The organism is Frondihabitans sucicola, from assembly GCF_030296615.1.
GTDB lineage: Bacteria > Actinomycetota > Actinomycetes > Actinomycetales > Microbacteriaceae > Frondihabitans > Frondihabitans sucicola.
Genome location: NZ_AP027732.1, coordinates 3,490,575 through 3,505,001, shown reverse-complemented (window position 1 = coordinate 3,505,001; position 14,427 = coordinate 3,490,575). Strand labels below are relative to the sequence as shown.

Sequence of the window (14,427 nt, the reverse complement as noted above, 5' to 3'; positions counted from 1 at the left end):
TGCGCGCACGGCGCTGGTGACCCGATGCGGGTCAGCGGGCCTGCGAGCCCGCCTGAGCCGAACGCGCCAGGGCGAGGCGTCGTCGAGACGCCACTCCCGCTCCGATCGCGGCCAGGAGGACGTCGCCGAGGGTCATCATGGCGCGGCTGAGCACGGCGAGGCTGGTGGCCGCGCCGGGAACCCCGCCGACTCCGCTGAGCAGCAGGAGGAGGACGCCTTCGCGCGCGCCCAGGCCCGCGGGGGCGATGATGACGAGGAAGCCGACGAGCCAGGCGATCGCGTACGACCCCATCGCCAGAGCGAAGAGCCCGGCGCCGTGCGCGCCGAAGGCGCGCAGCAGGAGGGTCGCCTGGGCGCCGTACGCGACCCACATCAGAGCGGACCAGCAGAACGCGCTGATGGTGCCGGTCCAGGTCAACCGCCCGAGGTCGTCGGGGCGGCGGAGGAGCCTCAGCGCGAGATGCACGAGGCGCCCGAGGACCGGCGGGGTCAACAGGACGAGACCGACCAGGGCGAAGATGAAAAGCCACCAGTAGGTGCGGAGCCCGTCGCTGGACGAGAGCAGGAGGCCGACGACTCCCACCACGGCGCTGGTGACCATGCCGATGAGCATCGACGTGATCGCGGCCAGAGCGCTGGGGCTCCTGGCGATGCCGTAGGCGCGCCCGAGTTCGGCCTGCGAGGCGATGGACCAGACGCCGCCCGGGATGTACTTGCCGAGCTGGCCGACGAAGAAGATCGAGACCGCTGCCGGCAGGCGCACGGGGGAGCCGAGGGCGGCCATGACGGACTTCCACGACAGCATGTTGCTGATCAGCGCGACGAGCGTGAAGACGACCGCCAGGACGCCCGTCGCGACGTCGATCTGCGAGAGGCCGTGGGCGATGCTGGAACGCTCGCGCACGACTCCGATGACGAGGAGAGCGAGCGCGACCACCCCGAAGAAGATCTTCGCGTAGAAGATCACGGAGGCTCGGCCCGACCTTCTGGTCGGTGTCGGTGTCGGCGTGCTCGTCGTCACGGGGCTCCTCGCTGTCTGGTCGGCAACAGCCTCACGGCCGGCCACGAACTCGAACCACGGGAGCGGCCCGTAAGATCGGTGGCGAACACCTACCGCCCTCGCACCGGACCTAGGAGGCTGCTGTCGGCCCAGCTGCTCAGCCGGGCCGAGTGCAACATTATGTCGATTCCCACCCCGAAGCCAACTCTGCTCGTAGCCACATCGACCCTCCCCGCGCGAGCCGGCGACGGCACTCCAGGATTCGTCCTCGATCTCGCGAAGGCCGTTTCCGGCGACTTCGACGTGGTGATAGTGGCCCCGATGGTCGGACGGGCGGCGCGGCACGAGGTCATCGACGGCGTGACCATCCACCGGTACTCCTACTTCCCTCGCCGCTTCCAAGATCTGGCGGACGGGGCGATCGTCGAGAACCTCCGGGCGAAGCGCTCACGCTGGGTCCAGGTGCCCTTCTTCTTCGCCGCCATGGCGTTCGCCCTACGCCGCGCCAACAAGCGCTACGCGCCCGCGCTCGCGCATCTGCACTGGATCATCCCGCAGGGCATCGTCGGCAGCGCCGTCCTCGGCGACCTGCCCCGCGTGGTCACGACGCTCGGCGGCGATCTCTACGCCCTCCAGGGCGGCGCGCCGACGCGTCTGAAGCGTCGCGTGATCCGGGGTGCCCGCTTCGTCACCTGCATGAGCGCCGACATGGCGGTCGAGCTCGAGAAGCTCGGCGCCAGGTCCGATCAGGTGCGGGTCATTCCCATGGGCGTCGACGTCGGGCCGGTCGAGCGCGCCGTCGAGAGCACACCCCGTGAGTCGGGTCGGCTCCTCTTCGTCGGTCGGCTCGTCGAGAAGAAGGGCGCCGCCGTCCTGCTCGACGCGCTCGCGCTTCTCCCCGCCGACGAGTCGCGCAGTGTCATCGTCGTCGGCGACGGACCCCTGCGCGGGCGCCTCGAGGCCCAGGCCGGCCCCGAGGTGGAGTTCGTCGGGCAGCGCGGTCGCGACGACCTGGCGCGGGAGTATGCAATGGCCTCCGTCGCCCTCTACCCCTCCGTCCCCGCCTCGAACGGCGACCGCGACGGCCTGCCCGTCGCCCTGCTGGAGGCGATGACGGCGGGTTGCGTCGTGATCGCCTCGCGCGCGCCGGGCATCGTCGACGTGATCGTCGACGGGGTCAACGGGCTGCTGGTCGAGCCCGGCGACGCCACCGCCCTGGCGAACGCCGTGAGCAGGGTCGAAGGTGACGCCGCGCTTCGCGAACGCCTCGGCTCGGCCGCTCGCGAGACGGCCCGCGACTACTCGGTCGAGGCCGTCTCGGCGAAGTACCGCGACATCCTGGGGCGAACGCTGCACGGCTGACGGCGAGTGCCGGGCGTGCCGCGCGGCCCGACGATCACTCCGCTCGGTGAGCTTTTCGGATGATCGATCCGGCCCGCACGCGGAGGCCGAGCTTCACGGCAATCCGGACGGGTGCCCACAGAAGGCCGGGGTGCGTCTTGGCGATGTACGTGTACGCGCTGCGGTGATGCGCCCGGACCATCACGTCGGCGACCTTCTCGGTGCTGGCTCCGCCGATGTGTACGACGACGGCATCCGGCACGAAGATGTTCCGCCACCCGGCCAGCGCCATTCGTCGGCCGAGATCGACATCTTCGAAATACATGAAGAAGTCGTCGTCGAAGCCACCCACCGACTCGAAGGCCCCCGCCGCACCAGGAGGAAGGCTCCCGAGAGCCAGCCGACCTCGGAGGGGAGCTCGCGTTCGAGACGTCGCGCTGCTGGTAGCGCCTGGTCCAGGGATTCGTGGGCCAGATGCCCGAGAAGAGCGCGTGCCCGATGCCGGTCCGGATCGCGGGCAGAGCGCGGGCCGACGGATAGATGCTGCCGTCGGGCTCGACGACGCGGGGCCCCAGGACTCCGGCGTCGGGGTGCGACGCAGCGGCTTCGAGGAGAGTCGCGATGGCGCCGGGGGTGACCTGCGTGTCGGGGTTGCAGACGAGGATCCAGTCGACGGCGGTGTCGACATGGGTCATTCCGAGGTTGGCAGCGGCGCCGTAGCCGATGTTGCCGGGCGAGTGGACGAGCTCGACGTGGTCGTGCGCGTGCGCGGCCGCCTCCGGCGCGCCGTCGGTCGACCCGTTGTCGACGACGATCACGCGGCCGGGCGGGAACGCTTCGCTGCGGAGGGAGCCGATGAACGCCTCCAGCGTGTCACCAGGGGAGAACGTGATCGTGATGACGGCGACATCGCCGGACGCCGTCACGGGCGCACCCGCCTGGCGCTCTCGAAAGCGCGGACGTGGTCGGCGGCCGAGCGTTCCCACGTGAAGGTCGCGGCGCGGGCCGGCCCGTCGAGACCCCGCTCGGTGCGGGTACGGCTGTCGAGCAGGATGCCTCGGATCGCCTCCACGAGGGACGACCGGGTCGGCTCGGCGTAGAAGGCGACGTCGCCGCCCACTTCGGGGAGGGCGAGGCGCTTCGTCGTGAGGACGGCGGTGCCGCAGGCCATCGCTTCGAGCAGCGGCAGCCCGAAGCCTTCACCGTCGCTCGGATACGCGATCAGATCCGCTCCCGAGAGGAAGCCGGGCAGGTCGCCGTCGTCGAGGAAACCGGTCCACTGCACCCGGGGGCGTGCGTCTTCGCACGGAGGAGCTCGACGGCCTCGTCGTCCCATCCCGCGCCGCCCGCGATGAGGAGCCGCCAGCCGGCCAGGCGCTCGTCGTCGGTGGCCTCGAGGAAGGCTTCGACGAGCGGAACGACGTTCTTCCGCGGTTCGATCGTGCCGACGAACCCGACGTACGGACCGCGGCCCGTGAAGGACGACACGGCGCGGGCCTGGTCGGAGGCTCCCCGCGGGCGAAACCGCTCGGCGTCGATGCCGTGATACGCGACGACAGCGCCGGGCAGGGGCTTTCGGGTGGCGCGACGGACCTCCTCGAGAGTCGCCTCGCTCGGCGCGATGCACACGGCGGCGCGTCGAACGGACACGCGGGTCCACGTGCGGAAGAAGGTGCGCTTCAGGCGCGAGTGCAGATGCGGGTGCGAGAAGAAGGTGGCGTCGTGCAGGGTCACCGCGATGGGCACCCGGGAGGCGAGCGGCACGGTGTAGTGCGGAGCGAGCAGGACGTCGACGGCGAGCCTCGAGGCCAGACGGCCGAGGCCCAGCTGCTCCCAGATCAGCCGCCCGGGTACGGAGCGGGCCCAGCCGGGAACGACTTCGACGCGGGCTCGAGGTGCCTTCTCGGCCCACAGGTCGGCGTCTCTCCGCTGGGACGCCACCACGAGCTCGACGTCGTCGCGCTCGGCGAGAGCGGGGATCAGGTTGAGCAGGTAGCGGCCGACGCCCCCGGCGTTCGTGGGGATCGACGTGGCGTCGACCAGGACTCGGATGCTCACACAGAGACGGTACCGTCCCCAGCCCGTGGTCCTTGCCAGGCAGCTCCGACAGTCGCGCATCGGACGGCTGCCGGCAAAGCGCCCCGGCTAAGATGACTGGCGTCGCGCCGGGGTGAGACCAGCGCGCGGCGCGCCGTGGCCCGCTAACCAGGAGAACTCATCAGCCAAGTAGCTCAACCCGCGCTCGCCGATCGGTCCGTCCGGTTGTCAGCCCGGATGACCACGATCGGCGCGTGGGTCCTCCCCGTCGTGCTGGTGCTCATCAGCATCCTGACCCAGTTCCTTGCGGCGCGGTCTCGTCAGTCGCCGGTGTTCTCCGACGACGAGATCGGCTATCTGGCCAACTCGATCGTCATGTCGGGCTTCGGCTCCATCCCCCATCTCTCCGGGCAGAGCTACTACCCGGGCTGGAGCGTCGTCCTCGTGCCCCTCTGGTGGGTGCTGCAGGATCCATCCCGCGTCTATCGCGCCGCCCTGATCATGTCGGCGCTGGCCGCGCTGGCCTCCCTTCCCTTCTACGCCCTGATCGCGCGCCGGTTCGGCACCGCCTGGCCCACCGCCGTCAGTGCCGCAGCCATCATCACTCTCCTGCCGGCCATCACGCAGATGTCGGGGTTTGCGCTCGCCGAGAACTTTCTCGGACTCATGGTCGCCGTGTGCGGCTGGGCGGCGGTCCGGGCGTTCCAGCGCCCGACGCCGGTCGCATTCGTCATCCTCGGGGCGGCGTCGGCCTACGCCTTCTTCAGCCATGGTCGACTCGTCGGGCTCGTGGGGGCGTCGATCCTGTGGGGCGTCTTCCTCCTCGTCAAGAAGCAGTGGGCCAACGCGATCAGCCTGCTGGCGAGCTCGATCATCCTCTCGGGAGTGCTCTTCCTGGTCTACCGGTCGGTCACGCGCTCTCTCTACCCGATGGTGGGCAAGCGCGAGGTCAAAGGCATCCTGAGCATCTTTCACCAGAACCCGGCGGGCTTCCTCGTGGCGACGTCAGGACAGGTCTGGTACCACCTCGCGGCTAGTCTGGGCTTGGTCGTGATCGGCGTGGTCTTCCTGGTCCTCAAAGGTCGCCTCGAGTGGAAGACCCGCACGTTCGGGGCCGCTACGTGGATCTTGATCGCCGCTCTGGCTCTCGAGGTCGTGACCGCGGTATACGTCGGCCCGGCAGTCACGTCGTCACCGTTCCGGCTCGACACCTACACCTACGGCCGCTACTTCCAACCGATGGCGTCCCTGCTCAGTCTCTTCGGAATCCTCGCCGCTCTGGGCGGTGTTCGGGGCAAGATCCGGCGAACCGCACTCCTCGCGACGATGCTGGCCATGGCGGCCTACGTCGTCGTCGGTCTTCGCGTCCTGCCCGACATCATCGAAAACAAAGGCGGCATCTGGCTGGCCATCAATGTGGCCGGACTCACGCAGTTCGACTGGCCCAACGTGACGGCAGCGCACTCGACACCGCTCGTCGCGGCCACGCTGGCGGCGGCCATCGGCTGCTTCTTCCTCATGCGACCACGTTCGGCGGCGACTGTCCTGGTCGTGCTCGGCGGCTACTTCGCCGTCGCGTCGAACGTCGCGCAGGTGCGCACCATGCGACCGGTTTTCGGTGGCTTCAACAACGCGTTCGTCCTCCAGAACTACGTGGCGCAGTATCCGCACGACTCGGTCTCGTTCGATACCGGCGGCGATGAATTCGGCGTGAGTCGCAACATCTACGCGTATCTCCTGGAACCCCGGCCCGTGAAGATTATCGACACGAGCAAGACGAAGCAGTTGCCGACGACCGATCTGGTCATCACCCGCCGCGACTGGCCGGCCGGCAAGGCAGCCGGAGCAGAATTGATCGCGAGCGACAGTTTCCAGAACAACGGACTCTGGCTGATGCCCAAGGCACAGAAGTGATGGTCGCGGGGGTTGCTTGTCCGGCTCGCGCGAGGGACTCGGAGGGAAGACGATGACGACCGGCGACACGGGCCACGACGGCAGCACGGGGCCGGACGCCTCGAGAGAAGAGCTTTTCGCTGAGATCGAGCGACTGCGAGCCGAGGTGGCAGCCCTCGAAGCCGCGCAGGTCGAGCGCTGGACCGATTTCGTCGCCAATACGCGATCCGAGATCCTCGCTCATCGCGCGCTCGTGACCGACATGCGAGGCACACTCTCGTGGCGGATCACCAAACCGATCCGCGGAATCCGTGGCCTCGGCGCGCGCGGTCTGGGGCGCAAGTGAGCCACGTCGCGTCGGGCCACGAGCGCGTCCGCGCCGCTTTCGCACAGCGAGCTGCGGCGCTCGCTGCAACTCTTCTCGGGACAGGCCCGGTCGAGGTGCCGGTATACGACGCGCCCCTCGATGCTTTGGCGTCCGGGGACAACGGCTCCGTGGCTCTCGCCCGAGTCGTCGATCGCCTCGTCTCGGGGCGTCGCACGGATGAGCTGTGGCTCACGCTGACAGTACTCACGACGGTCTTCCCGTCGGAGACGCTGCTTCTCGAAGCCCGGCGGAACCTCGCCACCCTCGCGCGCGCCGACTTCTTCGTGTGGCTCCTCGCGGAGACGGCCCAGGTCGCCTACGAGCGCGGTCGCGGAGAGCGTTTCGCAGAGGTCCTCGAAGACAAAGTCGTGGCCGAGGTCGACGGATGCGCCCGGTCGAATCGAAACACGGGCATCCAGAGAGTTGTTCGCGAGACCATGAGTCGTTGGTACGGCCGCTTCCCGGTCCGGCTCGTCGCGTGGAACGACCGCTCCAACGCCTTTCAAGACCTCACGGCCGCGCAGCGAGTCCGAGTCCTCCAGTGGGGCAAGGTCGAACCCGATGCGGAGATCGATCGTGACCTCGACGACAACATCTCGCCGATCTTGGTCCCTTGGCGCTGCCGCATCATCCTGCCGGAGGTCTGCACCCGGGGCCAGAGTGCCGTCTACGAATCGATCGGTCGGTACTCGGGCAACACCATCAGTGCCATCGGCTACGACTGCATCCCTCTGGTGAGCCCCGAAGCGCTTCCTCCGCCCGGCGGAACCGACTTCTTGCACTACCTCAGGGTTCTTCGAGAAGCCGAGGTCGTCTCGCCGATTAGCAGGGCCGCAACGGCTGAGTTCGACGGCTTCTTCTCGGCGGTGGCCGCACAGAACCGACCCACACCGCGGGTGGTCGAGTGCGAGCTCGCTGCAGATGCTCCGCCCTCGACGCCGGGTTCCCTCGGCCTGGGCCGCTCGTTGTCCACGCCGCTTCTCGTCGCCGTCGGCACTCACGAACCGCGCAAGAACCATCTTGCGATTCTTCAGGCTTCGGAGATCCTCTGGCGAGAAGGGCTCGAGTTCGAGGTCATGTTCCTCGGTGGAGCAGGCTTCGGCACGTCCTTCGATACTCGACTGGAAGAGCTCATCGCACTGGGGCGACCGGTCTCGGCGCGACGTGGCGTGAGCGACGACTTCCTGTGGAGCGCCTATCGCGAGGCGGCATTCACCCTTTTCCCGTCGCTGCACGAGGGCTACGGCCTGCCGGTCGCGGAGTCCATCGCCTGTGGCACCCCCGTCATCACGACGGACTACGGCAGTACCCTGGAGATCGCGGAACGGGGCGGCGCCCTGGTCATCGATCCCCGCTCGGACGCCGCACTCGTCACCGCAATGAGAGACCTTCTCTCGGGCGGTGAGGCACTGGCGAAGCTTTCCGCCGAGTGTCGCGCGGCGAGACTCCGGACCTGGGACGACTATTCCGACGAACTCTGGGCCGTCCTGACCGCGGGCGCGACCCTCGGAGCCTTCGCATGACCACCGCAGACCCCTCGACGACCTCGCGCCCCGCTCTGTTCTCCGCCGTCGCTGCGCGCCTCGACCTGATCGTCAGGAGCCTCGGTCGCCCGGACCGCCCGCTCACCGTCCTTGATCCGAGCGCGGGTGACGGGCGAAACAACAGGGATTCGCCATCGGCGGAGCCGTCCGCGGCCGTGCGGCGCAGGCTCGTCGCTCTCGTGAGGGCCCTCAAACCCCACGAGCACTGGTTCCTCGCCGCCGTCGTTACGGCGACCCTGCCGCACGCCTTGTTCGTCGACGAGATCACCCGAGCCGTCGACCTCTCCGACTTCGATCGCGCCGCCGACCTCCTCATCGCCGCGGCGGAGTCGGAGGGCTCAGCGACGCTACCCGTCGTCCGCGTCGTGGAAGACGCCGTGCTCCTCGATGTCCAGGGTCTCCTCGGAACGGACGGCCTCGGCGACAGCCGACGAGTGGCGGAAGAGATAAGGGCCTCTGCCCCCGAGGGCGTCGTGTCGGTGACGTGGTCCGCTGCATACGGCTCCCTTGTCGAAGCGAGCGACGGTTCGCCCTCTTCGTCACGCGACCGTGATCCTGCGGGCACCGTGATCGTGCCGCTGCGCGGCGTCTATCTCCTCCCCGACGTGTGCGATCAACCGACCAGGGCGTCGAAGGTCATGTCGCTCGCCTCGGGATCGTCGACCGCGACCATGTCCATCGGCTATGGCCTCGGCCCTCTCCTCGACGTGGAGCTCTACGACAAGTGGCCCGATGAACCGGCCGATGACCCCCGGCGTTTCAGCTGGCATCTGGCGGCGGTTCGCGTCATGGACCGTGTCGTCACCGTCTCGTCCACGGCGTACCGTGAACTGGCCGGATGGAAGTCGATGCTGCCGGCGCTTGGAGTACCCGGTCCGACCCTCGTCGAGGGAGCACTGGGGCTCGACGCAGTCGAGATCGGCCCCGCCGACGAACGGCCCCGGATCGTTCTCGCGGGGGCCGACGCCGTGACGGCCGACTTCGAAACAGTCGTGCACGCCCTATCGCTGGTCGGTGCATCAGAGGGTGACGGTGCGAGTCTCGGATCCAAGCCCCTCGAGGTCGTGCGCATCTCCGCTCCCGCGGAGTCCTCCGACGGAAGCCGTGACCCGTTCCTCCGAACGGCCGTCATCGGTCACGAGACGAGTTTTCGGGTCCGTGCGTCCGACATCATCGTAAGCATGGCTCCGTACTCGAGTCACGACGTCGCCGTCGAATCCCTCCTGGCTGCCGGCCTGCGGGGTGTTATCGCCCGGACGGGATTCGGCGCGGAGCTCCAGGAGCGCTGGTCGTGCGTCACAGTGACGCAGCGCGACGAACTCGCGCTGGCCGATGCGATCGCTTCGGCGGCTGCGTTGCCCGTGCCGGCACAGGTCTCGACGGATGCCTCCTGGAAGCGCTTCACCGATCTCGTCTGGTCGTCGGCCGCCCGTCTCTGAGCGCGCGCACCGTGGGAGAAGACGGAGAGCCCGTCAGCTCTGGCCGAGGTCGTGACTCACCATGGCCGCAACGACCTCGGCGAAACCCTTCGTGGGCGACCAGCCCAGCGCGTTCCTGAGACGGCTGGAGTCTCCCCGCAGCTCCGTGGCGTCGACGGGTCGGACGAAGGCTGGGTCGACTCGGACGAGGTGCTCCCACTCGTCGATGCCGGCCGCGGAGAACGCGGCGGCGACGAAGTCGCGGATGGTGTGCGACTCGCCGGTCGCGACGATGTAGTCGGACGCGAAGTCGGAGTCACCCACGAGGGCCAGAGCTTCCGCGTAGTCGGGCGCCCAGCCCCAGTCTCTCCGCGCATCGAGGTTGCCGAGCACGAGTTCGTCCTGCTCGCCGCGCGTGATCCTGGCGACGCCTGCGGTGATCTTGCGCGTGACGAAGGCCTCGGGACGACGAGGAGACTCGTGGTTGTAGAGGATCACGCTCGAGGCGCGGAGACCGGCGGCACGATAGGCGCCGACCAGTGCGTGGCCGTAGGCCTTCGAGGCGCCGTAGGGATTCACCGGTCGGATCGGGGTCGACTCCGTCTGGGGTGACTCGTCGGCCGCTCCGAACAGTTCGGCGCTCGACGCCTGCACGAATCCGCGCAAGGCACCGGAATCGGCGGGCGGCAGCGCGCTCACCGCATCGAGAAGGTTCGCCACGGCGGCGCCGTTGAGCAGGGCCGTCTCGATCGGCTTCTGCCACGACGCGGCGACCGACGACAGCGCTGCGAGGTTGAAGAGCGTGTCGGGGGCGACGGCGGCGACGACGGCGGCCGTCGCGGGGAAGTCGGCGAGGTCGGCCTGGTGCACCGTCACCGGCGCCGGAACGATGGGATCGCGCGTGTCTTCACGCTGGACACCGTGCACCTCCCACCCGCGGGCGAGGAGGTTCTCGGCGAGGTAGCTCCCGGTCTGGCCGGAGACGCCCGTGATCAGTGCGCGTGGCATCGTGCGTGCTCCCGGACTCGTCCGCCTGCTACTTGCCGGCCTTGGCCTTCTCGATCTCGAGGTCGGAGTCGACCATCTTCTTCACGAGGCCGTCGAACGACAGGGTCGGCTTCCATTCGAGAGCCTCGGTCGCCTTGGTCGAATCGCCGATGAGGAGGTCGACCTCGGCGGGGCGGAAGAACTGCGGATCTTGGTAGACGTGCTTCTCCCAGTCGCTGATGCCGACGTGGTTGAAAGCGATGTCGAGGTACTCGCGCACCTCGTGAGTCTCACCCGTCGAGATGACGTAGTCGTCGGCGGTCTCCTGCTGCAGCATGCGCCACATGGCCTCGACGTAGTCGCCGGCGAAACCCCAGTCGCGTTTCGCGTCGATGTTGCCGAGGGTGAGCTTCTCCTGCAGGCCGAGGGCGATACGAGCCACAGCGATGGAGATCTTGCGGGTGACGAACTCCGGGCCACGCAGCGGGGACTCGTGGTTGAACAGCACACCGGAGGAGGCGTGCATGCCGTACGACTCGCGGTAGTTGATGGTCATGTAGTGGCCGTAGACCTTGGCGACGCCGTAGGGGAGCGCGGCCACAGGAGAGTGGTCTCTTTCTGCGGCACCTCTTGTACGCGGCCGAACATCTCGGAGGACGAAGCCTGGTAGAAGCGCACCTTCTCGATGTCGTCGCCGGCGTAGAGGCGGATCGCCTCGAGGATGTTCAGGACGCCGAGGCCGGTCACCTGGCTGGTCAGCTGAGCGTTCTCCCACGAGTACGCCACGAACGAGATCGCGCCCAGGTTGTAGACCTCGTCGGGCTTCGAGGCGTTCAGCGCACGGAGGAGACTCGACTGATCGAGCAGGTCGCCCGTCAGGATCTTCACCTCCGGCGCCCACTCTTCGATGATCTGACGCTTCGGGTTGTTCTGGCCGCGGACCAGGCCGTACACCTCATACCCTTTCGAGAGGAGAAGGCGGCTGAGGTACATGCCGTCTTGACCCGTGACTCCGGTGATGAGGGCGCGCTTCGTCAATTCAAATTCCTTAGGTTCCTCGGCGTTTTCCGACACGTCACTATAGCCCGGCCACCCTGTCGGCCCGCCCGAACACGCGCCTGGTCAGTGGAGCTGAGCGCCGTCCAGGAAGAGCGTCGAACCCACCGTGTCCTCATAGACTTCGAACTTCAGACTCGTGTGGCCCGTCTTCGCGATCGGGAGCTCGATCGCCACTCGCTGCCACGTGGCGCCGGCCGTGAACGAGGTGCTGGTCGCCTCGGTCGTCCCGCCCAGCGCCCAGAGGGCGAGGCGTCCCTTGAACGCGGCGCCGGACGCCGACCGCACCCAGATCTCGGCCGAGTAGGTCTCGCCGGGAGCCGGCGCCATGGTTCGCGACTGCGAGATGGAGTAGGCAGCCTTCGGCGTGTTGGTCGCCCCGAGGGACACCCCGTTCTGGGCCGTCACGGCTGTGGCGGAGGCCGGGTACGACACCAGGTTCATCGTGGAGACCGCCCGGTTCCAGCCCGTGGTCTGTCCCGCCTCGAACGAACCCGCCGTGAGGAGGTTGTTGGACACCGACGCCTGGTCGAGCCAGAGGCTCGCGGTGGCCGCCGTCGTCGAGAGGTAGACCTCCGCCTTCAGCTGTGACGGGCGTATCGCGCCGATGTCGAGAGTCGTCTCGACCTTGGTCCAGGTGCTGCCGACGGTGAAGGGCACGGTGCTCCGGATGTTCGACGATCCGCCGAGCCCCCAGAGCGCGAGGCTGCCGGTGAACGGCTTCGAGGTGCTGGAGCGGAGATAGACGCTGAAGGTCCAGCGCTGGCCCGAGGCCGTCGATTGCTTGACCGTCTGCGAGAAACTCCGGCCGGCGACAGGCGTGTTAGCCGCCGCGAACCAGGAGCCCTGCCGAGCAGTCGTCTGCTTGTAGATCTGCTGGTTCATCGCGCCGTTGCCCGGGCCCCAGCCCGCGAAGCTGCCTTCGAAGGACGGGTTCGCCAACTTGTTCTGGAGCACGGGAGCGGTGCCGAACGTCAGAGAGGTGTTGTCGACCCAGAGGTTCGCGCCTGTCGTGTTCATATTGATGTCGAGCCGGATCGTCCCGTGGTCCGATGTGCGCACCGGAAGGGTGACGGTGACGAGGGTCCACGTGCCGGTCACCGAGAAATTCGTTACGGCCTGCTCGGTCGTCCCTCCGAGCCCCCAGAGCGACAGTCGGCCGGAGAACGGCGTCGCGGTGGCGGACCGCACCCAGACGCTCGCGATCGCCTGCTCCCCGACCCGCGTGGTGCGGGTGACGTCCTGGGTCAGGGCGGAGCCCTTCTGCTGGGTGTTGATGACCATGTAGTCGATGCCGGACTGCGCGTGCGCGGGGTCGACGGCGATCGAGCGGTTGCTGGTGCCGACGCTGCGCGTCCAGCCGGCGACCGAGCCGCCTTCGAAGGACGACGACTTGAACCAGTTCGAGGGATTGCCGAACCAATCCGCGAAGTACAGGTAGAAGTTGCGGTTGCCGTACGCGCCACAGCTCGCCGACCCGTATCCGGCTGCCAGGGAGGCCGCGTTCGGTGTGTAGGGCGTGTAGTTGTAGAGACTCGCCGTCGCCTGGTTCTGGATGTAGACGGAGGCCGAGCCGCAGGCGGCGCTCGGACTGTACTGGATGATGTTGTTCACGCCCGATCGGTATCGGAACGACATCGGATTCTTGGCGTAGACCTGGAACTGTCTGGCGGCGCTGTAGAGCTGGTTGAAGAAGCCGTAGTAGCGCGAGTCGCACGCCGCGGTGTCCGGGCAGGCGAAGCCGGTGGCGATCGTGTACGCACCGGACGACGGGCCCGTCGAGGTGACCAGGCCCTCTTCCTTCTGCAGGGTGACCAGCAGGACCTGGGGGTTGATACCGCAGGCCTTGGACACCTTCGAGAGGATGGTGGCCGCTGTCTCGCTCGCAGCCCCCGTGTATTTCGAGCAGTAGGCGTTGGCCGCGCGAGTGCTCGTGGTCTGACGGTAGTCCTTGAGGCACGTGCGCCCCGACGTGCACGTCGTCACCTTGCTCGCGAGGAACGCCTGGATCTGAGCCGCCGACATCGTGCCGGTGTCGTTGAAGGCCTGGTCGGAGATGATGTTGCCCGCCTGGAAGAGGGACGCGTCGGCGGCTGTGGCCTTCTGGGCCGGGACGGCGACGTCGAACGCGACCGTCAGGGCGCCCGCGACGAGAGCCACCGGGAGAAGCAGCGCAGCCAGTCGCGAGAGACGACGTCGCATCAGAGGGTCACCTGCATCGCGGCGGACGTTCCGGAAGCGCGGAGGGACGAGTAGGCGATGATCAGGCTCCAGGTGCCGTGGACGAATCGGGGCGAAGTGAGTGCCATGGCGCCGCAGTCGGTCGAGGTCGGACCGGGCGAGGCCGAAAAGCGTTGCGTGACGGTGGAGTCGCCGCGCGAGGCCGTGACCGTGCAGGTACCGCCCGTGTCGACCAGGCCGTTCACTCCGGCGCCGAGAGTCAGGGTGGAGCCGGAGAAGGCGTAGTAGCTGAGAAGAGGAGTGACCTTCTTCACGGCTGTGGCGGGTGTCGACGGGGTAGCGCTGGGACGCGTCGGTGTCGTGGATGCCGGATCGGACGCAGCGGGTCGCGGGTTGACCGCCGTGCTTGTCGGTGGAACGCCGGGGGCTGTCGAGGCAGCGCCGGTCGACGTCGCCGACGGACGCGGCGAACTCGCAGCCGAGCTGTCACGCGTCGCCACGGCGTGCGCGGCGACGCCGATTCCTGCCCCGACGACCACGACGGCCCCGACGATCCAGATCGCAGTGGATTTGCGGTTCATGCTTCCCTAGCTTCGATGCCCG

Annotated in this window: 12 protein-coding genes and 2 pseudogenes; 5 read left to right on the top strand and 9 right to left on the bottom strand. The window is 68.2% G+C overall.

Going from position 1 to position 14,427, the window contains the following annotated elements; translation table 11 throughout:
* Positions 1 to 31: 31 nt before the first annotated feature.
* Positions 32 to 1,021: a lysylphosphatidylglycerol synthase transmembrane domain-containing protein gene (locus QUE79_RS18055; protein ID WP_286344274.1), complete on the bottom strand. Its 990-nt coding sequence runs from the start codon at positions 1,019 to 1,021 to the stop codon at positions 32 to 34.
* Positions 1,022 to 1,180: 159 nt separating this feature from the next.
* Here QUE79_RS18055 and QUE79_RS18050 point away from each other — a divergent pair, with 159 nt between their 5' ends.
* Positions 1,181 to 2,362: a glycosyltransferase gene (locus tag QUE79_RS18050; RefSeq protein WP_286344273.1), complete on the top strand. Its 1,182-nt coding sequence runs from the start codon at positions 1,181 to 1,183 to the stop codon at positions 2,360 to 2,362.
* 34 nt (positions 2,363 to 2,396) lie between these two features.
* Here QUE79_RS18050 and QUE79_RS18045 read toward each other — a convergent pair whose 3' ends face one another.
* From QUE79_RS18045 to QUE79_RS18035, 4 genes and pseudogenes are all read right to left on the bottom strand, one after another.
* Positions 2,397 to 2,666 carry a glycosyltransferase family 2 protein gene (locus QUE79_RS18045; RefSeq protein ID WP_286344272.1) on the bottom strand — a complete coding sequence of 90 codons (270 nt, stop codon included), beginning with the start codon at positions 2,664 to 2,666 and terminating at the stop codon, positions 2,397 to 2,399.
* A gap of 232 nt (positions 2,667 to 2,898) precedes the next feature.
* Positions 2,899 to 3,267: pseudogene (locus QUE79_RS25810) on the bottom strand (glycosyltransferase); the annotation flags it as partial.
* Positions 3,264 to 3,626, bottom strand: a complete 363-nt coding sequence (locus QUE79_RS18040; protein WP_286344271.1) for a glycosyltransferase — start codon at positions 3,624 to 3,626, stop codon at positions 3,264 to 3,266. The pseudogene QUE79_RS25810 and the gene QUE79_RS18040, both read right to left, overlap by 4 nt.
* Positions 3,563 to 4,399, bottom strand: a complete 837-nt coding sequence (locus QUE79_RS18035; RefSeq protein WP_286344270.1) for a glycosyltransferase — start codon at positions 4,397 to 4,399, stop codon at positions 3,563 to 3,565. Before QUE79_RS18035 ends, QUE79_RS18040 begins: the two co-directional genes overlap by 64 nt.
* A 216-nt stretch (positions 4,400 to 4,615) precedes the next feature.
* On the opposite strand from QUE79_RS18035, the gene QUE79_RS18030 reads away from it, so the two are divergent.
* The 4 genes from QUE79_RS18030 (at position 4,616) to QUE79_RS18015 (ending at position 9,621) form a co-directional block, all read left to right on the top strand.
* Complete coding sequence (locus tag QUE79_RS18030) at positions 4,616 to 6,292, top strand: ArnT family glycosyltransferase (protein ID WP_286344269.1); 1,677 nt, start codon at positions 4,616 to 4,618, stop codon at positions 6,290 to 6,292.
* A 52-nt stretch (positions 6,293 to 6,344) separates the two neighbouring features.
* Entirely contained in the window at positions 6,345 to 6,617 is a 273-nt protein-coding gene (locus QUE79_RS18025) for a hypothetical protein (RefSeq protein ID WP_286344268.1), read from the top strand.
* A 149-nt stretch (positions 6,618 to 6,766) separates the two neighbouring features.
* Positions 6,767 to 8,161, top strand: coding sequence for a glycosyltransferase (locus tag QUE79_RS18020; RefSeq protein ID WP_286344267.1), 1,395 nt, complete (start codon positions 6,767 to 6,769; stop codon positions 8,159 to 8,161).
* Positions 8,158 to 9,621 carry a hypothetical protein gene (locus QUE79_RS18015; protein ID WP_286344266.1) on the top strand — a complete coding sequence of 488 codons (1,464 nt, stop codon included), beginning with the start codon at positions 8,158 to 8,160 and terminating at the stop codon, positions 9,619 to 9,621. Before QUE79_RS18020 ends, QUE79_RS18015 begins: the two co-directional genes overlap by 4 nt.
* A gap of 33 nt (positions 9,622 to 9,654) precedes the next feature.
* Here the strand turns inward: QUE79_RS18015 and QUE79_RS18010 are convergent, their stop codons facing one another.
* From QUE79_RS18010 to QUE79_RS17995, 4 genes and pseudogenes are all read right to left on the bottom strand, one after another.
* Positions 9,655 to 10,608: a GDP-mannose 4,6-dehydratase gene (locus tag QUE79_RS18010; protein WP_286344265.1), complete on the bottom strand. Its 954-nt coding sequence runs from the start codon at positions 10,606 to 10,608 to the stop codon at positions 9,655 to 9,657.
* A gap of 28 nt (positions 10,609 to 10,636) precedes the next feature.
* A pseudogene (locus QUE79_RS18005) lies at positions 10,637 to 11,580 on the bottom strand (GDP-mannose 4,6-dehydratase).
* Between the two features lie 129 nt (positions 11,581 to 11,709).
* Positions 11,710 to 13,845, bottom strand: coding sequence for a hypothetical protein (locus QUE79_RS18000; RefSeq protein WP_286344264.1), 2,136 nt, complete (start codon positions 13,843 to 13,845; stop codon positions 11,710 to 11,712).
* Positions 13,845 to 14,405 (bottom strand): hypothetical protein, encoded by a 561-nt coding sequence (locus tag QUE79_RS17995; RefSeq protein WP_286344263.1) that lies wholly within the window; start codon positions 14,403 to 14,405, stop codon positions 13,845 to 13,847. The genes QUE79_RS18000 and QUE79_RS17995 overlap by 1 nt, the downstream gene beginning before the upstream one ends.
* Between the last annotated feature and the right edge of the window lie 22 nt (positions 14,406 to 14,427).